Origin of the sequence: Streptomyces sp. NPDC046900 (assembly GCF_040644975.1) — a bacterium.
GTDB lineage: Bacteria > Actinomycetota > Actinomycetes > Streptomycetales > Streptomycetaceae > Streptomyces.
This window is the reverse complement of the sequence record NZ_JBEYXD010000024.1, coordinates 60,415-80,586: the sequence shown is the minus strand read 5'-3', so window position 1 is coordinate 80,586 and position 20,172 is coordinate 60,415. Positions and strand designations below refer to the sequence as shown.

Annotated in this window: 17 protein-coding genes and 1 pseudogene; 12 read left to right on the top strand and 6 right to left on the bottom strand. The window is 71.6% G+C overall.

What is annotated here, in order from left to right; genetic code table 11:
• The first annotated feature begins 25 nt into the window (after positions 1-25).
• Both ABZ904_RS23595 and ABZ904_RS23590 read left to right on the top strand, forming a co-directional pair.
• Positions 26-814, top strand: a complete 789-nt coding sequence (locus tag ABZ904_RS23595) for an aspartate/glutamate racemase family protein (protein WP_359396488.1) — start codon at positions 26-28, stop codon at positions 812-814.
• A 92-nt stretch (positions 815-906) separates the two neighbouring features.
• The gene (locus tag ABZ904_RS23590; protein WP_359396486.1) at positions 907-1,440 is read left to right on the top strand and encodes a hypothetical protein; all 534 of its coding nucleotides are present in this window, start codon (positions 907-909) and stop codon (positions 1,438-1,440) included.
• Positions 1,441-1,554: 114 nt separating this feature from the next.
• Here ABZ904_RS23590 and ABZ904_RS23585 read toward each other — a convergent pair whose 3' ends face one another.
• A complete protein-coding gene (locus ABZ904_RS23585) occupies positions 1,555-2,541 on the bottom strand; it encodes an O-antigen ligase family protein (protein ID WP_361825366.1) in 987 nt (328 codons plus the stop codon).
• A gap of 296 nt (positions 2,542-2,837) precedes the next feature.
• On the opposite strand from ABZ904_RS23585, the gene lnt reads away from it, so the two are divergent.
• From lnt to ABZ904_RS23565, 4 genes are all read left to right on the top strand, one after another.
• Positions 2,838-4,499 (top strand): apolipoprotein N-acyltransferase, encoded by a 1,662-nt coding sequence (lnt, locus tag ABZ904_RS23580; RefSeq protein WP_360993902.1) that lies wholly within the window; start codon positions 2,838-2,840, stop codon positions 4,497-4,499.
• Between the two features lie 9 nt (positions 4,500-4,508).
• Complete coding sequence (locus ABZ904_RS23575) at positions 4,509-4,988, top strand: NUDIX domain-containing protein (protein ID WP_360993899.1); 480 nt, start codon at positions 4,509-4,511, stop codon at positions 4,986-4,988.
• Between the two features lie 54 nt (positions 4,989-5,042).
• On the top strand, positions 5,043-5,825 hold the full coding sequence (locus tag ABZ904_RS23570; RefSeq protein WP_359396477.1) for a 3-hydroxybutyrate dehydrogenase: 783 nt from the start codon (positions 5,043-5,045) through the stop codon (positions 5,823-5,825).
• Positions 5,826-5,893: 68 nt separating this feature from the next.
• On the top strand, positions 5,894-7,822 hold the full coding sequence (locus ABZ904_RS23565; protein WP_359396475.1) for a helix-turn-helix domain-containing protein: 1,929 nt from the start codon (positions 5,894-5,896) through the stop codon (positions 7,820-7,822).
• Positions 7,823-7,947: 125 nt separating this feature from the next.
• On the opposite strand, the gene ABZ904_RS23560 is transcribed toward ABZ904_RS23565, so the two are convergent.
• On the bottom strand, positions 7,948-9,333 hold the full coding sequence (locus ABZ904_RS23560; protein WP_360993894.1) for an MFS transporter: 1,386 nt from the start codon (positions 9,331-9,333) through the stop codon (positions 7,948-7,950).
• Positions 9,334-9,467: 134 nt separating this feature from the next.
• Positions 9,468-10,271: a CAP domain-containing protein gene (locus ABZ904_RS23555; protein WP_361825362.1), complete on the bottom strand. Its 804-nt coding sequence runs from the start codon at positions 10,269-10,271 to the stop codon at positions 9,468-9,470.
• Positions 10,272-10,991: 720 nt separating this feature from the next.
• Between ABZ904_RS23555 and ABZ904_RS23550 the strand changes: the two genes are divergently transcribed.
• Entirely contained in the window at positions 10,992-11,435 is a 444-nt protein-coding gene (locus ABZ904_RS23550; protein ID WP_359396469.1) for a Fur family transcriptional regulator, read from the top strand.
• A 24-nt stretch (positions 11,436-11,459) separates the two neighbouring features.
• The gene (gene katG / locus ABZ904_RS23545) at positions 11,460-13,682 is read left to right on the top strand and encodes a catalase/peroxidase HPI (RefSeq protein WP_359396465.1); all 2,223 of its coding nucleotides are present in this window, start codon (positions 11,460-11,462) and stop codon (positions 13,680-13,682) included.
• 101 nt (positions 13,683-13,783) lie between these two features.
• Here katG and ABZ904_RS23540 read toward each other — a convergent pair whose 3' ends face one another.
• Both ABZ904_RS23540 and ABZ904_RS23535 read right to left on the bottom strand, forming a co-directional pair.
• Positions 13,784-15,238, bottom strand: coding sequence for a glyceraldehyde-3-phosphate dehydrogenase (locus tag ABZ904_RS23540; RefSeq protein WP_359396463.1), 1,455 nt, complete (start codon positions 15,236-15,238; stop codon positions 13,784-13,786).
• 274 nt (positions 15,239-15,512) lie between these two features.
• A complete protein-coding gene (locus tag ABZ904_RS23535; RefSeq protein WP_359396461.1) occupies positions 15,513-16,511 on the bottom strand; it encodes an NAD-dependent epimerase/dehydratase family protein in 999 nt (332 codons plus the stop codon).
• A gap of 277 nt (positions 16,512-16,788) precedes the next feature.
• Here ABZ904_RS23535 and ABZ904_RS23530 point away from each other — a divergent pair.
• The 4 genes and pseudogenes from ABZ904_RS23530 to ABZ904_RS23515 form a co-directional block, all read left to right on the top strand.
• Positions 16,789-17,301, top strand: a pseudogene (locus ABZ904_RS23530) (hypothetical protein); the annotation flags it as partial.
• A gap of 154 nt (positions 17,302-17,455) precedes the next feature.
• On the top strand, positions 17,456-18,097 hold the full coding sequence (locus ABZ904_RS23525) for a DUF308 domain-containing protein (RefSeq protein WP_360993888.1): 642 nt from the start codon (positions 17,456-17,458) through the stop codon (positions 18,095-18,097).
• A gap of 14 nt (positions 18,098-18,111) precedes the next feature.
• Positions 18,112-18,261 (top strand): hypothetical protein, encoded by a 150-nt coding sequence (locus ABZ904_RS23520; RefSeq protein WP_361825376.1) that lies wholly within the window; start codon positions 18,112-18,114, stop codon positions 18,259-18,261.
• Between the two features lie 136 nt (positions 18,262-18,397).
• The gene (locus ABZ904_RS23515; protein ID WP_359396455.1) at positions 18,398-18,874 is read left to right on the top strand and encodes an SHOCT domain-containing protein; all 477 of its coding nucleotides are present in this window, start codon (positions 18,398-18,400) and stop codon (positions 18,872-18,874) included.
• A 188-nt stretch (positions 18,875-19,062) separates the two neighbouring features.
• Here the strand turns inward: ABZ904_RS23515 and ABZ904_RS23510 are convergent, their stop codons facing one another.
• Positions 19,063-19,998 carry a Ku protein gene (locus ABZ904_RS23510; protein ID WP_361825359.1) on the bottom strand — a complete coding sequence of 312 codons (936 nt, stop codon included), beginning with the start codon at positions 19,996-19,998 and terminating at the stop codon, positions 19,063-19,065.
• Between the last annotated feature and the right edge of the window lie 174 nt (positions 19,999-20,172).

Sequence of the window (20,172 nt, the reverse complement as noted above, 5' to 3'; positions counted from 1 at the left end):
GAGGCACATCGTCTATCGTGACCGGGTGAAGATCGCGCTCATGGACTCCGGAATCGGCCTGCTCCCCGCCGCTGCCGCGGTACGGCGTCTGCGGCCCGACGCGGATCTCGTCCTGTCCTGGGACCCGGACGGAATGCCCTGGGGGCCGCGCACGCCGGAGGACATCACGGCGCGCGCCCTGGCCGTTGCCGAGGCCGCCGCGGCACATGACCCCGACGTCCTGATCGTCGCCTGCAACACGGCGTCCGTGCACTCCCTGCCCGCCCTGCGTGCCCGTTTCGAACCGGACCTGCCGATCATCGGCACGGTTCCGGCGATCAAGCCCGCCGCGGCGGGCGGCGGACCCGTCGCGATCTGGGCCACGCCCGCCACCACGGGGAGCACCTACCAGCGCAATCTCATCCGGGACTTCGCCGACGGGGTGACCGTCGCCGAGGTGCCGTGCCCCGGGCTCGCGGACGCCGTGCACCACGCCGACGACCCGGCGGTGGACGCCGCCATCGCGGCTTCCGCGGTGCTCACCCCCGAAGACGTCACCACCGTCGTTCTCGGCTGCACCAATTACGAACTGGTCGCCGACCGTATCCGCGAGGCCGTGCAGCAACCCGGCCTTGCGCCGCTCATCCTGCACGGAACGGCCGGGGCGGTGGCCGCCCAGGCGCTGCGCCGGATCGGAGCGGACGCGGTGGCGCCGCAGGATGCCGCGGAAGGCGGACTCGTGGTGCTGCTCAGCGGTCGCGAGGGTGTGCTGCCGCCCGAGGCGCTGGCCTACCCCGAGGGCCGGGCCCTCCAGGCGGTCAGCCCCGCACGCTGAGAGGCCGGCCCACGCCCCACGGGGCGGGCCTCCGACCCGGTGACCGTGCGCGACCCCGTGCCCGCGCTCCGGAAGCTGGGTACTCTCGATGCATGAGGGACCACGCCCAGCGCGACCCCGATATCTGGACCGGACGCGCGACCAACCGGGCCCAGTGGCTGCTGGCGCTCGGCGGTGCCGCGTGCATGGCACTCGGTATCGAACTGGCCGTCGACTCCGCGTGGACGTCCGGCGTCGCCCCGCTCGTCATGTCCGTCGTCGGCTGTATCGCGGCCGGACTGCTCGTCCTCTTCGGGACCCTCGCGTTCGTCCACGTCGCGGTGAAGGTCGACGGAGAGTGCCTCGAGGTGCGCTGCGGCCACATCGGCGTACCGCGCCGCCGCATCCCCCTCTCGCTCGTCGCCGGTGCCGAATTCGTCCCCCGGGTCACACCACGCCAGTGGGGCGGCTGGGGTTATCGCTGGCGGCCGGAGAAAGGCACCGCGGTGGTCGTCCGGCGCGGTGAGGGCGTCGTGCTGCGCCTCTGGGACGGTCACACCTTCACGATCACCGTGGACAACGCCGAGTCGGCGGTACGGGTCATCCGGGCCCGGCTGCACTCGAGCCTGCCCGGTGCCACGCACTGACCTGCGCCCGCACGTGACGGAGCAGGCGGCGAACGGCCGGCGGATCAGACGGCCGGCGCCCGGCCGAGCGAGTGATCCGCGACTGACAGGCCCTTCCTCACAACGCTGACCCCTTCAGCCCGCCTCCTGCTCTGCCCGCCGCCCGTCCGTCAGCGGACGCACCGTCGCGATGCCCGCCAGCAGTCCCGCGCCCGCGGTGACGATGGTGAAGCTCAGCGCGTTGCCGACCGAGGCGATCACTGCCAGTGCCGTCAGAGCGGCGCCGGCCGTGAGGGCGATCGGCGTGGGCCGCTGGGTGCGCCACAGTGCGTACAGAACCCAGCAGAAGGCCGCCGCGAGCAGGGCCATGCCGACCACTCCCTGTTCCGCCGCCTGCTGCAATGCCGCCGAGTGGGGCTTGCCGTCGGGCATGAGGGACTGCGCGGCGGTGGGGCTCAGCTCCCCGAAGCGGCCTGGTCCCGCGCCGAACGCCGGATCCCGGTGGACCAGGGTGAGCGCGTCGCGCCAGAGCATGACCCGGTGCCCGCTGAGCTGTTCCTCCAGGAATGCGCTCAGTCCGTCCGGCAGCACGTTCTCGGCGACTGCCCAGCTCGTCCCTGCCGCCAGGGCCGCGACGAGCGCGAGGACGGCCAGCGCCGGGCCGCGGTGGCGCATCCGGCCTGCGGCGAGTGAGCAGAGCAGTACGCCGGCGCAGGCCAGGAGACCCGTCGTCGAGTCGAGCGCCGCCGCGGCCACCGTGATCCCCGCGGCCGCCAGGTGCAGCGCGAGCCGCTGTGCCGGAGTGCGGGCCGCCCAGGCGGCACAGCACGCCGCCCCTGAGGAGAGGGTGAGCAGTGCGGCGACCGCGCCGGTGTGTCCCAGCGGCGTCACGAACTGCGGGTTCGCCCTGACATACGGAGCGGCGACCGCGAGCCCGAGACCGGCCAGGGCGCCCGCGGTCGGCGCCGCGACGGGCAGAAGGGCCCCGACGATGCGCCCGGACGCATAGCCGGCGGCGACCGCGAGCACCGCGAGCAGATCGCCCTCGGGCCGGCCGCCGTGCGCGGCGGCCGTGATCAGCGACCATGCCGCGCAGGCGCCGAGCACCAGGACACCCGTCACATCCGAAACGTTTCGTCTGTCGTCGTCCGCGTCCGTGACCCCGCTCGCGGACGCCGTCCCCGTGGATCCCACCCCGCCGCCCCCCTGTGCCGGGCCCCGGCCGACTCGGCCGGTTCGGGCCGGTCGCCGGAGGCTCGCGCACACGCTAACGGCTGATGCGCCGGTTTGTGGATGAGTTGCGCAGGAACCATGGAGCGGAACGTCCGGTCCAAGGGGCACAGGACCAGGCAGAACGGCCGGAGCGCGGGAGCGGATCGAACTGTCCGCGGTTCGGTCACGCGCCGTAGACTCCCCGGGTGACCGTCACCGCAACTTCCGTGGGCGAGCCGGAACGGCTCGAACCCCAGGCAGCGCCCGCACCCCGTGGTGTCCGCCGGGTTCGGCGCCTCGTCCCGGCCGCCGCCGCGGCCCTCTCCGGAGTGCTGCTCTACGTCAGCTTCCCGCCCCGGACCCTGTGGTGGCTCGCCCTCCCGGCCTTCGCCGTCTTCGGCTGGGCGCTGCGCGGCCGCACCTGGAAGGCCGGCCTCGGTCTCGGTTACCTGTTCGGTCTCGGCTTCCTGCTGCCGCTGCTCGTGTGGACCGGGGTCGAGGTCGGCCCCGGCCCGTGGCTCGCCCTCGTCGCGGTGGAGGCGATCTTCATCGCGCTGGTGGGCGCCGGCGTCGCCCTGGTCTCCCGGCTGCCCGGCCGGCCGGTGTGGGCGGCGGCCGTGTGGATCGCCGGGGAGGCGGCACGCGCGCGTGCGCCGTTCGACGGCTTCCCCTGGGGGAAGATCGCCTTCGGCCAGGCCGACGGCGTCTTCCTGCCGCTCGCCGCGGTCGGCGGCACTCCCGTGCTCGGTTTCGCCGTCGTGCTGTGCGGCTTCGGGCTGTACGAGGTCGTGCGCGTCGTCGTGGACGCACGGCGCGCAGGCGGCGTACTACGCCGCGGGGCGGCCGCTGTCGCGCTGATCGCCGTGGCCCTCCCGGTGGTGGGCGCCGTCGCCGCCCGCTCCCTGGTCAGCGACAAGGCCGAGAACGGCACGGCGACCGTCGCCGTCATCCAGGGCAATGTGCCGCGCTCCGGGCTCGAGTTCAACGCGCAGCGGCGTGCCGTGCTCGACTACCACGTGCGGGAGACGGAGCGCCTGGCGGAGAGGGTCAGGGCGGGCAAGGTGCCGCAGCCGGACCTGGTGCTCTGGCCGGAGAACTCCTCCGACGTCGACCCGTTCGCCAACCCTGACGCCGCAGCCGTGATCCACGCGGCCGCGAAGGCCATCGGCGCACCGATCTCGGTCGGTGGAGTCGTCGAGCGCGACGGCAAGCTCTACAACGAGCAGATCCTGTGGGACCCGGACAAGGGCCCCGTGGACACGTACGACAAGCGGCAGGTGCAGCCGTTCGGCGAGTACCTCCCCCTGCGCTCGCTCCTCGGTGCCATCAACCAGAACTGGACGGCGATGGTGCGCCAGGACTTCAGCCGGGGGCACAAGCCGGGCGTTTTCACCATGGCGAACGCCAAGGTCGGGCTCGTCACCTGCTACGAGGCCGCCTTCGACTGGACCGTGCGCAGCACCGTCACGGACGGCGCCCAGCTGATCTCGGTACCCAGCAACAACGCGACCTTCGACCGCAGCGAGATGACCTACCAGCAGCTGGCCATGTCCCGCGTCCGGGCCGTCGAGCACAGCCGGACCGTCACCGTGCCGGTGACCAGCGGCGTCAGCGCGATCATCCTGCCGGACGGGAAGATCACCCAGCGGACCGGGATGTTCGTGGCGGACTCCCTCGTGCAGAAGGTGCCGCTGCGTTCCTCCTGGACACCCGCCACGCGGCTCGGCACCCTGCCCGAGACACTGCTCGTCCTCGTCGCGGCCGGCGGGCTCGGCTGGGCCGTGCTGTCGGCCGTCCGTGGCCGCCGCGACCGCGACATTCAGGACGTCCGGGCCGACGCGCCGGGAGTAACGGAACCGGCCCGTTAGGGTCTGGCCATGGCTACTCCCGATTTCATCCGGACCATCCGTGCCGACGCCGGTCATCAGCTGCTCTGGCTCCCGGGCGTCACGGCCATCGTCTTCGACGACGACGGCAGGGTGCTGCTGGGGCGCCGCGCCGACACCGGAAGGTGGTCGGTGATCGGCGGCATTCCGGAGCCGGGGGAGCAGCCCGCGGCCTGCGCCGAGCGCGAGGTGTACGAGGAGACGGCGGTGCGCTGCGTCCCCGAACGGGTCGTGCTGGTGCAGGCTCTGGAGCCGGTGACGTACGCGAACGGCGACCAGTGCCAGTACATGGACATCACGTTCCGCTGCCGGGCCGTCGGCGGCGAGGCGCGTGTCAACGACGACGAGTCGCTGGACGTCCGCTGGTTCACGGTGGACGCGCTGCCGGAGCTGAACGAGTTCGGACTGCTTCGGATCAAGCAGGCGCTGTCGGATGCACCCACATGGTTCAGCCCCACCAATTCCTTGTGAAGTATGGGTGGTGACCATATGGGGTGGGGGAGGGGCGGTGTCTAGGGTCGACCCATGACCGCGCCCCACTTCACCACCCTCGACCTCCGCGGACGCACCGCCCTCGTCACCGGTGCCGCCGGCGGCATCGGCCGCGCCTGTGTGCTGCGGCTGGCCGCCGCCGGGGCCAAGGTGAGAGCGGTCGACCGGGACGCCGCCGGACTCGACGACCTCACCGGCGCCGCCCACGGCCTCCCGGGCGGCGTGGAACCGCAGGTCCTCGACCTGACCGACCTGGACGCGGCCGAAGTCGCCGCGGCCGGCACCGATGTCCTCGTCAACAACGCGGGACTGCAGCTGGTCCGCCCGCTGGAGGAGTTCCCGCCCGACGTCTTCCACACCGTGCTGACGGTCATGCTGGAGGCTCCGTTCCGGCTCATCCGCGGGGCGCTGCCCCATATGTACGGACAGGGCTGGGGCCGCATCGTCAACATCTCGTCGGTCCACGGACTGCGTGCCTCGGCGTTCAAGTCCGCGTACGTCGCCGCCAAACACGGACTCGAGGGGCTCTCGAAGACAGCCGCGCTGGAAGGCGCCCCCCATGGAGTCACCTCGAACTGTGTGAACCCGGCGTACGTGCGCACGCCCCTCGTCGAGAAACAGCTCGCGGACCAGGCCCGGGCGCACGGAATCCCCGAAGAGCGCGTGCTGTCCGAGGTGCTGCTCCAGGACAGCGTCCTCAAGCGGCTGATCGAGCCGGAGGAGGTCGCCGAGGCGGTGGCCTATCTGTGCAGTCCACCGGCCTCCTTCGTGACCGGCACGTCCATGGTCCTCGACGGCGGCTGGACGGCACACTGAGCGGGGGCATGCCAGAAGTTGTCCACAGGGCAGGCCGGGGCGGGCCGACGGTGGTCCATCCTGGGGGCATGTCTCGCGATCACGTACAGTCCCCGGAGCGTCCCGGCACCTGTGCCGAGGCGCCGTTCCTGGAGCTTCTGGCCCGCGGCGCGTCGGCCGACGCGTACGAGCAGCCGGCGCTGCTCGCACGCGCCGAGGGCCTGCCCGCGGAGCGGGTCGAGGCGCTGGAGCAGGCCAAGCGGCTGGCACTGCGCGTGCGCGCGGAGATGGAGGGCAGACGCCGCCGTGAGGCGGAGCTGTCCGCGCTCTTCGAGACCGCCCACGACCTGGCGGGACCGAGGGACGTCGACGGCGTCCTCCAGGCGATCGTGCAGCGCGCCAGGTCTCTGCTGAGCACTGATGTCGCCTATCTGACGCTGCACGACGAGAAGGCGGGCGACACCTATATGAGGGTCACCGCGGGCTCGGTCGCCGCGCGCTTCCAGCAGCTGAGGCTCGGCATGGGGGAGGGGCTCGGCGGGCTGGTCGCCCAGACCGCCCGTCCCTATGTCACGCCGGACTACTTCAACGACGGCCGCTTCCAGCACACGCGGACCATCGACGGCGGCGTGAGCGACGAGGGGCTCGTGGCGATCCTGGGCGTCCCCCTGATGATCGGCCCCCAGGTGATCGGCGTGCTCTTCGCCGCCGACCGGCGTGCCCGGGTCTTCGAGCGCGAGGAGATCGCGCTCCTCGGCTCGTTCGCCGCGCTGGCCGCCGCCGCGATCGACACCGCGAATCTGCTCACCGAGACACGGTCGGCCCTGGACCGGCTCGCCCGCGCCCACGAGATCATCCGCGACCGCAGCGCGGCCATCGAGCGCGCCTCGGACGTCCACGACCGGCTCGCCGAACTCGTGCTGCGCGGCGGCGGCGTGCATGACGTGGCAGCGGCCGTCTCCCAGGTCCTCGCCGGCACGGTCGAGTTCGGCGAGGCGGGCACCGCCCCCACTGCCGCCCTCGAGGCCTCCCGCGCCGAGGGCCACGCCGTGCGGCACGGGGACGACTGGATCGCCGCCGTCGCGGCCGGCGGAGAGCTGCTCGGCGCGCTCGTCCTGCGCGGGCATCCGCTGCTCGATCCGGTCGACCAGCGCACCCTGGAGCGTGCCGCGATGGTCACCTCCCTGCTGCTGCTCGCCCGCCGCTCGGCCGCCGAGGCCGAGCAGCGCGTGCGCGGTGAGCTGCTGGACGACCTCCTCGACGCCCGCGACCGCGACCCACGGGTGCTGCGCGAGCGCGCGGCACGGCTGCGCGCCGACCTCGACGCCACCCATGTGGTGCTCGCCGCCCGCCTCGACGGCGCGCCGGCCGACGCCGACCAGGAAGCGGCCGCTCGCCGCCGTCTGTGGTCCGCCGCGTCCCACCTGGCGGCCACCCGGCAGGGACTGGCCGCCGCCCGTGACGGCGGTACGGTTCTGCTGCTGCCGCTGGAGCCGGGCGACACGGCGACGGACGTCGCCCGCCGCACCGCCGGACAACTGGGCACGGCGGTCCACGAGAAGGTCACCGTCGGCGCGTCCGCACCCTTGGAGGGCCTGGCCGGCCGCCCCGAACTGGTGGCTGCGGCCTACGCGGAGGGGCAGCGCTGCCTCGACGCGCTCCGCCTGCTGGGCCGCGCCGGGGACGGGGCCGCCGCCGAGGACTTCGGCTTCCTGGGACTGCTGCTCGCCGGGGACCGGGACATCGCAAGTTATGTCGAACGCACGATCGGTGCGGTCGTCGCCTACGACGAGCGGCGCGGCACCGACCTCGTACGCACCCTCGACGCGTACTTCGCGTGCGGGATGAGCCCGGCACGCACCAAGGACGAACTGCACGTCCATGTGAACACCGTGGCGCAGCGTCTGGAGCGGGTGTGCCGGCTCCTGGGCGACGACTGGCAGAGCCCGGCCCGCGCCCTGGAGATACAACTGGCCCTGCGGCTGCACCGGTTGTCGATGTCCCCCGCCGCCCGCTGACCCGAGCGCCTGTCCCCGCCGTTCAGGGCGCGGCCCGTGTACGGGCCCGGGCCTGGGCCCGCGGCAGCCGACGCGGACCGGCCCCGCACGCGCAGGCGCACGGGGCCGGGCTCACGAGCTGGAGGTCAGACGGTACGCGCGTCCGCCGCAGGTGCCTCCACGGGCTCCGCTCCGAAAACGGAGTCGACGCGGGCCAGATCGCGGTTCCGTGTCTCCTTCGCGACGCCCACGGCGATCAGGGTGAGCACCGAGGCCGCTATGACGTACAGCGCGATCGGAGTGGAGCTGCCGTAGTCGGACAGCAGCGCGGTCGCGATGAGCGGAGCCGGCGCGCCGGCCGCCACCGAGGCGAACTGGGCGCCGATGGACGCGCCCGAGTAGCGCATACGGGTCGCGAACATCTCCGAGAAGAAGGCCGCCTGGGGCGCGTACATCGCTCCGTGCAGCACCAGGCCGACCGTCACCGCGATGACCAGATTCCCGAAGCCACCCGTGTCGATCAGCGAGAAGAAGGGGAACATCCACAGGCCGATCCCGGCCGCGCCCAGCAGATAGACGGGCCGGCGGCCGATCCGGTCCGAGAGCGCGCCCCAGGCCGGGATGACGGCGAAGTGCACGGCGGAGGCGATGAGGACGGCGTTGAGCGCCGTCTGCTTGGAGACACCGGCCGACGTGGTGGCGTACACGAGGATGAACGCGGTGATCACGTAGTAGCTGATGTTCTCCGCCATGCGCGCGCCCATGGCGATGAGCACGTCCTTCCAGTGATGGCGCAGCACGGCCAGCAGCGGCAGCTTCTCCGTATTTCCCTCGCCGGCCGCCTTACGGGCCTCGGCCTGCGCCAGCGACTGCTGGAACAGAGGCGATTCATCGACAGACAGACGAATCCACAAACCGATGATCACCAGCACACCGGAGAGAAGGAACGGAATGCGCCATCCCCAGGAGCCGAACGCGCTGTCGGAGAGCTCGGCGGTCAGCAGCGACAGCACGCCTGTGGCGAGGAGCTGCCCGGCCGGGGCGCCGGTCTGCGGCCAGGAGGCCCAGAAACCGCGCCGCCGCTTGTCACCGTGCTCCGACACCAGCAGGACGGCGCCGCCCCACTCGCCGCCGAGCGCGAAGCCCTGCACCAGGCGCAGTGCCGTGAGCAGGACGGGCGCGGCGCTGCCGACTGTGGCGTGTGTGGGCAGCAGTCCGATGGCGAAGGTGGCCCCACCCATCAGCAGCAGGCTCAGCACCAGCAGCTTCTTGCGCCCGAGGCGGTCGCCGTAGTGCCCGAAGACCAGGGCGCCGAGCGGCCGGGCGGCGAAGCCCACCGCGTACGTCAGGAACGACAGCAGGGTGCCGACCAGCGGGTCGGAGTCGGGGAAGAAGAGCTTGTTGAAGACCAGCGCGGCCGCGGACCCGTAGAGGAAGAAGTCGTACCACTCGATGGTGGTGCCGATGAGGCTGGCGGCGACGATGCGCTTCAGGTTGGCGGTTGTTGGGGGAGCGGATGCTGCGGAGGCCATGTGCGCCACTTCCTCGTGTGCGGTGGGGACGGGTACGTGTCGGCACACCGTAGGAAGTTGCAGGTCAGGCGCACATGTGGCGGGACTACATAGTTCGGGGATGGTCTATCCATGCAGCCCCTATGCCGGCCCCCTTACCGGGCCGCTCCGAAGTCCTGGGTCCAGTAGCTGTCGGGCTGTGCCAGACCGACGCCGATCTCCTTGAACGAGCAATTGAGGATGTTGGCCTTGTGACCCGGGCTGGACATCCAGCCCGCCATGACCTCCTCGGGCGTGGCGTAGCCGTAGGCGACGTTCTCGCCGTAGGTGCTCCAGTTGTAGCCGGCGCGCGTGATCCGGTCGCCCGGGGAAGACCCGTCCGACCCGGTGTGCGACATGTTGCGGTGGGCCGCCATGTCCTCGCTGTGTGCCTGGGCCACCTTGGTCAGGGTCGCGTTCAGGGTCAACGCCGAGCAGCCGACCTTGCTGCGCTCGGCGTTGACGAGTGCCAGGATGCGGGCGACGGTCGCGGGCGCCGTGGCGGTCGCTGCCGCGGGGCTCGACGGTGTGGGGGTCGCGGCCGGGGCGGCGGTGGTCTTCGGAGCGGAAGGGGCGGTGGTCCTCGGCGCGGGGGCCACGGTCTTCCTGGGGTGCGTGGGCGCGGTGGCCTTGCGCTGCGGAGCGGTGGTCCGGGGGGCGGGCGCGGTGGCGGTCGGAGTGTTCGACGCCGCCGCGGTGGGCTGGCTGTGCCCGTCGGCCGTCCAGTCGTGGTACCAGTCGGAGCCGTTCCACCAGCCCTTGACCTCGGCCCGCTGCTTCGGGGCGCTGGAGACCTGGTGTCCTCCGCCGTTCCCCCAGTCGGCGCAGGCCACCGCGACGGACGGCACCCCCACGGCGGCTATGGCGGCCGCGGCGATGGCTATCCGCCGGAGACGCTTCTCTTTGCGATGCTTGCTCATGCGTGACCTCACTCGGTAGTCGCCGAGCGCCCCTTGTGCGGCTGGCTCTGCGCAGACTCCGCTGACGAACTGCGGAGACGTAGTCCGGGGTCGCCATTCTTAGGACCGGTTCACATCGAGCGCAAAGGGCCTTCCCGCCCCTTCCACTACCTCGCTTCGTAGGTTCGGGCGGGCCTTGCCGCGCGTGCGGGAGCATGCTGGCGGGCTCGTCCGGGCGCATCGAAATCCTGTCGGCCCGTCAGAAGTCTTTGGGCGGCGACCACGAGGGAGAGCGCCGTCGCGCCGGGACCACCCCGAGCCCGGCGCGACGGGTCGCAACGCCAAGCCGGACAAATCCCATATGTCGTCGGGGATGCGTCTACTACCCGGCACCCCTAGTTCCCGAAGCGGTGTGGCGGATATCACGGAACAGCACCCTCCGGTTCCTGCCGGGCGCGGGCGGGAGGGGGTCCGGGGAGCGTCGCGTGTGCGCGTGTGAAGCCCTGGCGCCCGGGTGATGCGACTGCCCGTCTGACCACCGGGGGCTACGTGCACTCGTTCTTTCATCGTGACGAACGGACCGCCGGGATCAGTACGTGTTCCTCAGCGGATGCCCGGCACTCTCGACATGCGAGCGGAATCTCAAGGTCAACAAGACCCGGCAGGCGCCCTGACTGACCACCAGACTTGAACCATTCGTTTGCTTGTGACTCTCGTGTTTATGGGACTAGGTTGAGCGTCATGACCGCATCCCAGCCCCCGACCACCGCCGAGGAGCTGCGCGGTGCCGGCCTGCGGGTGACAGCGGCCCGTGTCGCGCTGCTCGAGACCGTCCGGGACGGCGACCACCTCGGCGTCGAGGCCATCGCCTCCGGGGTGCGCGATCGTGTGGGCCACATCTCGCTTCAAGCCGTCTATGAGGCCCTCCACGCGCTCACCGCCGCGCGACTCGTCCGCCGGATCGAACCGGCCGGGAGCCCGCCGCGGTTCGAGGGACGCGTCGGGGACAACCACCACCACGTCATGTGCCGGTCGTGCGGTCTCGTCGCCGACGTGGACTGCGCCGTCGGCGAGGCGCCCTGCCTGACCGCGTCCGACGACCACGGCTTCTCGATCGACGAGGCCGAGGTCATCTACTGGGGCCTGTGCCCCGACTGTTCCACCGCCCGCAATTCAGCACCGTGATCCGCCCAGCTCGGAAGGATTTCCATGTCTGAGAACCACGACGCCATCGTCACCGACGCGAAGACGGAGGACGGAGGTGGCTGCCCGGTCGCGCACGGGCGCGCCCTGCACCCGACCCAGGGCGGTGGAAACCGCCAGTGGTGGCCGGAGCGGCTCAACCTGAAGATCCTCGCCAAGAACCCGGCCGTGGCCAACCCGCTCGGGGAGGAGTTCGACTACGCCGAGGCCTTCCAGGCCCTGGACCTCCCGGCTGTGAAGCGGGACATCGCGGAGGTGCTGACGACCTCGCAGGACTGGTGGCCCGCCGACTTCGGCAACTACGGCCCGTTCATGATCCGGATGGCCTGGCACAGCGCGGGCACCTACCGCATCAGCGACGGCCGCGGCGGCGCCGGTGCCGGTCAGCAGCGCTTCGCCCCCCTCAACAGCTGGCCGGACAACGGGAACCTGGACAAGGCCCGCCGTCTGCTGTGGCCGGTCAAGAAGAAGTACGGCAAGAGCCTGTCCTGGGCCGACCTCATGATCCTCACCGGCAACGTCGCGCTGGAGTCGATGGGCTTCGAGACCTTCGGTTTCGCCGGCGGCCGTGCGGACGTCTGGGAGTCGGAGGAGGACGTCTACTGGGGTCCCGAGACCACCTGGCTCGGCGACGAGCGCTACACCGGCGACCGTGAGCTGGAGAACCCCCTCGGCGCCGTCCAGATGGGCCTCATCTACGTCAACCCGGAGGGCCCCAACGGCACCCCGGACCCCATCGCCGCGGCCCGCGACATCCGTGAGACGTTCCGCCGGATGGCGATGAACGACGAGGAGACGGTCGCCCTGATCGCGGGTGGTCACACCTTCGGCAAGACCCACGGCGCGGGCCCGGCGGACAACGTCGGCCCCGACCCGGAGGCCGCCTCCATCGAGGAGCAGGGCCTGGGCTGGCGGAGCACGTACGGCACCGGAAAGGGCGCCGACGCCATCACCTCCGGTCTGGAGGTCACCTGGACCACCACGCCCACCCAGTGGAGCAACGGCTTCTTCGACAACCTCTTCGGCTACGAGTGGGAGCTCACCGAGAGCCCGGCCGGCGCCAAGCAGTGGAAGCCGAAGGACGGCGCGGGCGAGGGCACGGTGCCGCACGCCCACGACGCCGCCAAGAAGATCGCGCCGTCGATGCTCACCACGGACCTGGCGCTGCGCTTCGACCCGATCTACGAGCCGATCTCCCGCCGCTTCCACGAGAACCCCCAGGAGTTCGCGGACGCCTTCGCCCGCGCCTGGTACAAGCTGACCCACCGCGACATGGGCCCGAAGTCGCTGTACCTGGGTCCGGAGGTCCCGGCGGAGACCCTGCTGTGGCAGGACCCGCTGCCGGAGGCCGAGGGTGAGGCCCTGGACGCCGCGGACATCGCGGCGCTCAAGGCCAAGCTCCTCGACTCGGGGCTGACCGTCGCGCAGCTGGTGTCCACCGCCTGGGCGTCGGCCTCCACCTTCCGTGGCAGCGACAAGCGGGGCGGCGCCAACGGTGCGCGCATCCGTCTGGAGCCGCAGCGCGGCTGGGAGGTCAACGACCCCGACGGTCTGGCGCAGGTGCTGCGCACCCTGGAGGGCATCCAGCGGGAGTTCGAGTCCGGTGCCAAGAAGGTCTCCCTGGCCGACCTGATCGTCCTCGGCGGTGGCGCGGCGATCGAGAAGGCCGCCAAGGACGCCGGGCACGAGATCGAGGTGCCGTTCGCCCCGGGCCGTGTCGACGCGACCGACGAGCACACCGACGTGGAGTCCTTCGCCGCCCTCGAGCCGACCGTGGACGGGTTCCGCAACTACCTCGGCAAGGGCAACCGGCTGCCGGCCGAGTACCTGCTGCTCGACCGGGCGAACCTGCTGACCCTGAGCGCCCCCGAGATGACCGTCCTCGTCGGCGGCCTGCGTGTCCTGGGCGCGAACCACCAGCAGTCGCAGCACGGCGTCCTCACCGAGACGCCCGGGGCCCTGACGAACGACTTCTTCGTCAACCTGCTCGACCTGGGTACGACCTGGTCGTCGGCGAACGGCGACGGGAACACCTTCGAGGGCCGCGACGCCGCCACGGGCGAGGTCAAGTGGACCGGCACCCGTGCCGACCTCGTCTTCGGCTCGAACTCCGAGCTGCGCGCGCTCGCGGAGGTCTACGCGAGCGACGACGCGAAGGAGAAGTTCGTGGCCGACTTCGTCGCCGCGTGGGTCAAGGTCATGAACCTCGACCGGTTCGACCTCGTCTGACCGTACCGGCCATGACGTCCGGGCCGGGCCTGTGCCGGCCGGCCCGGACGTTCCCGGTCCTGACGAAGGCCCCACCCGCCCGGGTGGGGCCTTCGTCCTTGTCAGACCGCCGGCGCCGGGTACGTCGGGTACTCGACCCCGGAGACGTGCTGGACGACGCGGATGACCTGGCAGGAGTAGCCGAACTCGTTGTCGTACCAGAGGTAGAGGATCGCGTTGTCGCCCTCCACCTTGAGAGCACCCGCGTCCACGATCGAGGCGTGGCGGGAGCCGATGAAGTCGCTGGAGACCGCGTCGGGAGCGCTGATGAAGTCGATCTGGCGGCGCAGCGGCGAGGTCAGCGATACCTCACGGAGGTGGTCGAGGACCTCCTGGCGGGTCGTCTCGCGCGCCAGCTGCAGGTTGAGGATGGCGATCGAGACGTCCGGCACGGGGACGCGGATCGAGCTGCCGGTGATCTTCGCCTTGAGGTCGGGCAGCGCCTTGGCGACGGCGGAGGCGGCGCCGGTCTCGGTGATGACCATGTTGAGCGGCGCGGAGCGGCCGCGGCGTTCCGACTTGTGGTAGTTGTCCAGCAGGTTCTGGTCGTTGGTGAACGAGTGGACGGTCTCCACGTGCCCGCGCAGCACGCCGTACTCGTCGTCCATCGCCTTCAGCGGCGGGACGATCGCGTTGGTGGTGCAGGACGCGCAGGACAGGATCCGCTCGTCCGGCTTGACCATGTCGTGGTTGACGCCGTGCACGATGTTGGGCACGTCGCCCTTGCCGGGCGCGGTCAGCACGACCTTGTCGATACCGGGACGCAGATGCTGCGACAGGCCCTCGCGGTCGCGCCACTTGCCGGTGTTGTCGATGAGGATGGCGTCCTTGATGCCGTACGCCGTGTAGTCGACCTCGGCCGGGTCGGCGGCGTGGATCACCCTGATCGCGTTGCCGTTGGCGATGATCGTGCTGTTCGCCTCGTCCACGGTGATCGTGCCCTGGAACTGGCCGTGGATCGAGTCGCGGCGCAGCAGCGAGGCCCGCTTGACGAGGTCCTCGCCGGCCCGGTCGCCGCCGCCGCGCACGACGATGGCGCGCAGCCGCAGACCGTTGCCGGAACCGGCCTTCTCGATCAGCAGACGCGCGACGAGGCGGCCGATGCGGCCGAAGCCGTACAGGACGACATCGCGTCCGTCGCCGCCCTCGAGCTTGTTGGCACCGCTGGCGCCCGCGACGGCCCTGGCGGTGAACTCCGCGACGGACAGACCGCGGTCGTCGGCCTTGTGGGTGGCGGCGAGCATGCCGATGTCGATCTGCGAAGGGCCGAGGTCGAGCGTGCTCAGAGCTTGCAGGAACGGCAGCGTCTCGGTGACCGAGAGCTCCTCACCGGCGATCTGCCGGGCGAATCGGTGGGTCTTGAGGATGCTGACCACCGACTTGTTCACCAAGGAGCGGCTGTGCAGCAGGACGGTGACGTCCCGCTCGCGGTGCAGCTTCCCGATGATCGGGATCATCGACTCCGCGATCTCCTCGCGGATCTTCCAATTGGTGAACGAGTCGTCATTGACAGTCACAGGTTTATCTTTCGAGCTAGGCGGTGCTCATATGGTAGCCGCCCGCTTTTTCGATCTTCAGATGGTGTCCCCAGCTGATCAGTGGCCAGGTGCCCGCGCGCTTCCGGGGGCGTTCGTCGATGTCCAGGGAGCCGGTCTCGGCGAGCAACAGGCCTCGCGGCGCAAGGAGCTGGGCGCGCCGCCGTCCGCACCATCCCCCTGAGGCTGCCGCGTCGAGGTGACGCTGCCCGCGGCCGAGGGACGACGAGTTCCGCCCGCCACCGGTCCAAGGCGCCTACCCGCGAAGTCCCGCCCGCGCGAACTCGCGCATGCCCTCGTCAAACCCGACCGACGGCTTCCAGCCCAGCTCGGCGCGCAAGCGCGAGGAGTCAGCGGTGATGTGGCGTACGTCGCCCAGCCGGTATTCGCCGGTGACCACCGGCTCCGGACCTCCGTGGGCGGCGGACAGGGCCCGCGCCATCTCCCCGACGGTGTGCGGCTCGCCGCTGCCGGTGTTGTACGCCGTGAGCACACCCCCGGGCGCGTCCGCCTCCAGCGCCGCCACGTTGGCCGCCGCCACGTCCCGTACATGCACGAAGTCGCGCCGCTGGCGGCCGTCCTCGAAGACGCGTGGCGCCTCCCCGCGGGCCAGCGCGGAGCGGAAGAAGGAGGCGACGCCCGCGTAGGGGGTGTCGCGGGGCATCCGGGGGCCGTACACGTTGTGGTAGCGCAGCGACACGGCGGAGCCGCCCGTGGACCGGGCCCAGGCGGCCGCCAGATGCTCCTGGGCGAGCTTGGTGGTCGCGTACACGTTTCGCGGGTCGGCCGGGGTGTCCTCGCCGACCAGCCCGGGGGACAACTCCTGTCCGCACGCCGGGCACAGGAGCTCGAAGCGCCCGGCCGCGAGGTCGGCGACGGCCCGCGGGCCCGGCCGTACCGCCGCGTGCCGCGGACACTCGTAGCGCCCCTCGCCGTAGACGACCATCGACCCGGCCAGCACGAGACGCCGTACGCCCGCGTCCGCCATCGCCGTCAGCAGCACCGCCGTGCCCAGGTCGTTGCTGGAGACGTAGTCGGCCGCGTCGGCGATTCCGTTGCCGAGACCGACCAGGGCCGCCTGATGACAGACGGCGTCGACGCCGGGCAGGGCACGCGCGACCGCGTCCCCGTTCCGCACGTCGGCTCCTGCGCCCTCCCGCACGTCGAACACCACCGGCTCGTGGCCGCCCGCCCGGAGCGCCTCGACGACATGGGACCCGATGAAACCGGCACCGCCGGTGACCAGTACACGCATACGCCCACGCTAGGTCCGTCGCGGTGCCAGAACCCCCGTGCCGCCCACCACGTCACCGCTCCGTAAGACCGAGGGGTGCGGACGCGGTCGCCGTTCGGAAGCGGCCGGCGCGCCTCTTGGTCCGGTGAGGTGAACAGCCGGCCCGTGGCTGGCCGGGATCGTGGGCTGCGCTGCCGTCCTGCCAACGGACTTTCAGCCGGCCCCCGGCAGAGGGAACGACCCGGCCAGGAAGGCTCACTCCGTCGGCTCGGCACTCCGATCCCACCGGGAGGCTGCGATGTCCGACGCGCACGACGGCGGGGCGAAGGCGTGCATCGCCGAGCGCCGGGCCTGGACGGACTGCACCGGCGGTGTCTACGGATTCCTGCGCGCCGCCTCCGTGGTGGTGGGTGTCGGCGCGGCCGGCTCGTTTCCCCGCGTCGAAGTGGTGGTGCTGCCGGTGTGCACCGGCGTGGTGTTCTGGATCGCCCATGTGCACGCCCAGTTGTTCGGTGCCCGTCTGGCGCAGCGGGCCCTGAACCGCCGCGTGGTGCTGCACGTCTGCCGTGACGAGTGGCCGATCGTCAAGGCCGCCGTCCCGCCGGCCGTCGCCGTGGCCGTCGGCCCGCTGCTGGGTCTGGACGCGCAGGGCGGTTTCTGGCTCGCACTCGCCGTCGCCGTGGCCGGACAGGTGGGGTGGTCGGCGGCCGCGGCACGCCGTGCGGGCGACTCGTGGCCCCTCGTGGTCGTCAGCGCCGCGGTCAATCTGGTGCTCGATCTGCTGATCGTCGTGTTCAAGTTGGTCCTCAAGGAGGGGCCGGGACCGGACCGGCGGCGGCCCACGACCTCACCCGTCAGGGGTGACCCGGCACCCGACTCCGAGCGGGACTCTGATCTGTACGGGTCCCGGCCGCCGTGCTGTCGGCGCTCTCCGGTGACCTGCACCGATCGCGCGAGGAGGAGCCATGACCGTATCGCGGGGTCCAGCGGCGCGAAGTGCGCACGAGCACCTTTCCGGCGACTCCGTCACCGGGGACGACTCCGCGGGACTGTCGGCCAGGCTGGCCTCCTCGTGGACGTTGATCCTCGGATCGGCGCTCGCGACCCTGATACCGGGCATCCTGGTGCTGGTCTGGCCGCACGAGACCCTGCACGTCCTGGCGGTCCTCATCGGGCTGTACCTGCTGGTCACCGGGGCGTTCCGGTTCGTCGGGGCCTTCTCCCGGGCGGAGCACGACGAGCGGCTGCCGCGCCTGCTCGTGGCGCTGCTGCTCGTCCTGGCCGGGGTGCTGTGCCTGAGGCACCCGCTGCAGACCATCGCCGCGCTCTCGCTCGTCGTCGGGGCCGTGTGGCTCGTATCCGGCATGCTCACTGCCTATACGGCCTTCGCCGACCGCGACCTGCCGCACCGGGCCTTCGTCCTCGGCGCGGGCGCCCTCGGTATGGTCGCCGGGCTCGTGGTGCTGGCCCTGCCGGCCCCGTCGGCGGTCGTCCTGACCCGGCTGCTGGGCCTGTGGCTGGTGCTGCTCGGACTGGCGGAGCTGATCGTCGCTCTTGCCTGGCAGGACGCACTCCGCAAAGTGGGCGTCACCGGCCGATCCGGTTGAGCGCCGTCCGCGACGTGCTGAGCCGTGGCCCGGGAATCCAAGGCCGGCTGATCTCCCTGTTTCTGGTGGCCATCGCGGGTCTGGCCCTCGGCGAAGCCGTCGCGTCCTCGTCCTGGTACCGGCAGAAAGCCGGTCTGTCCAGTGGCCCGACGCGCGAACGGTGAACGCCCGCCTCGCGGGCCGCTCGGAGGACCGGCCAGGAACACCAGGCTCACCCCCGCCGGGTGAGGCCGCAGCCGCGTGCCGCGCGCAGGGTGGATTCGGCAGCCGTCGGGCGGAAGCCCGGAACGGAGGAGCGAAATGGCCGAGCGGACCTACCTTGCCTACGACTACCCGCTGCTGAGCGCCTTCTGGACGATGCTGTGGTTCTTCCTGCTGGTCATGTGGTTCGTGCTGCTCATCCGGGTGGTCGTCGACATCTTCCGCGACGACTCCCTGGGCGGCTGGGCCAAGACCGGCTGGCTGGCCTTCGTGATCGTGCTGCCGTTCCTCGGCGTCCTCGCCTACGTCGTCGCCCGCGGCAAGGACATGGGCCGCCGCGAACTGGCACAGAGGCGTGCCCAGCAGGAGGCCCTGAACTCCTACATCCGGGAGACGGCGAGCGGGCGGGGCAGCCCGAGCAGTACGGAGGAACTGGTCAAGCTCTCGGAGATGCGGGGCCGCGGCGACATCACGGACGAGGAGTTCCGCAGGGCGAAGGAACTGGTCCTGTCGGGCCACGGGCCGTCGGGTTCGCCGACCGTGTCGCCTCAGGTCCCCGGATCGGCCAGGCCGTGATCGCACAGGCCGGCTCATACCTCAGGGACGCGTCGCACGGCGCGGCACTGCGGGGCGTCGGCGTGCTTGACACGGGGCGGGGACCGGCGAGCAGACCGGCCCGGTGACCCACGAGACCGGTCGCGCGACGGGCGGGAACCAGCTGGTTCCCGCCCGGTCCGGCCGGCGGACCACCCGGCCGGGCCCGGTCAGGCGCTGCGCGGCCGGCGGGCGGTCTTCTTCGCCGTCTCCTTCGCGGTCTTCCGGCCGGCGGCCTTCTCGGAGGGCGCCTTCTTCGCCGCGGCCCTGGCGGCGGCCTTCTTCTTCGGGAGTTCGTGCACCTCGGCCCGCGTGTCCTCGCCGCGGGACGCCCTGGCCTGCGCAACTGACGCCTGGAGCGCGGACATCAGGTCCAGCACCTTGCCGGGCTCGGCCTCCGGATCGGGTGCCTCGGGCGGTGCCTGACCCTCCCGCTTGGCTTCGATCACCTGCTCGAGCGCCTCGGTGTAGCGATCGGCGAAGTCGGGACCTTCGAGGTCGTCGCGGGTCATGCGCTCGATCAGGTGCTCGGCCTCGGTGATCTCGTCCTCGGACAGCCGCACGTCCGGCGGCACCAGCTCGGAGGGGTCGCGGACCTCGTCCGGCCAGCGCATCGCGTGCAGTACGAGCGCCTCGTCCCGCACCCGCAGCAGACCGAGCCGCTCCCTGCCGTGCCAGGCGAACTTGGCCACCGCGACCTTCGACGTCCTCGCAAGCGCCTTGTGCAGCAGGGCGTACGGCTTCTCGGCGACCGTGCCGGAGGCCTGGAGGTAGTAGCCCTCGCCGATGCGGAGCGGATCGATCGACTCGGCCGGCACGAACCCCTCGATCTCGATGGCCCTCGCAGTCGGCAGAGGCAGCGCCCGCAGCTCCTCGTCGAGCACCGGGACGACCTGGTCCCTGGAGATCTCGTAGCCCTTGCCGATCTCCTCCTGCGAGACCTCCCGATCCTCGACCTCGCAGTATTTCCGGACGCGAACGCGGCCCATGTCGCTCAGGTGGTACTGGTGGAACCGGACGCTGTGGTCCTCGGTGGCCGGGACCACGTCGATCGGGATCGTGACCAGACCGAAGCTGATCGCTCCCGACCAGATGCTCCGGGGCATCGCGGACCTCCTGACGTGCACCGAGACCACCCAGCCTACGGAGCGCCCCCGTGCACGGCATGGTGAAGGCGTCCACCGGGAGGAGGGCCGTCGGCCGCGGGCACGGCGGGCCGGTCGGCCGCTCGCGGTCCGTTTGCGCGGCAAGCACTCGGTTAACCGTGAGGGAAATCTTGG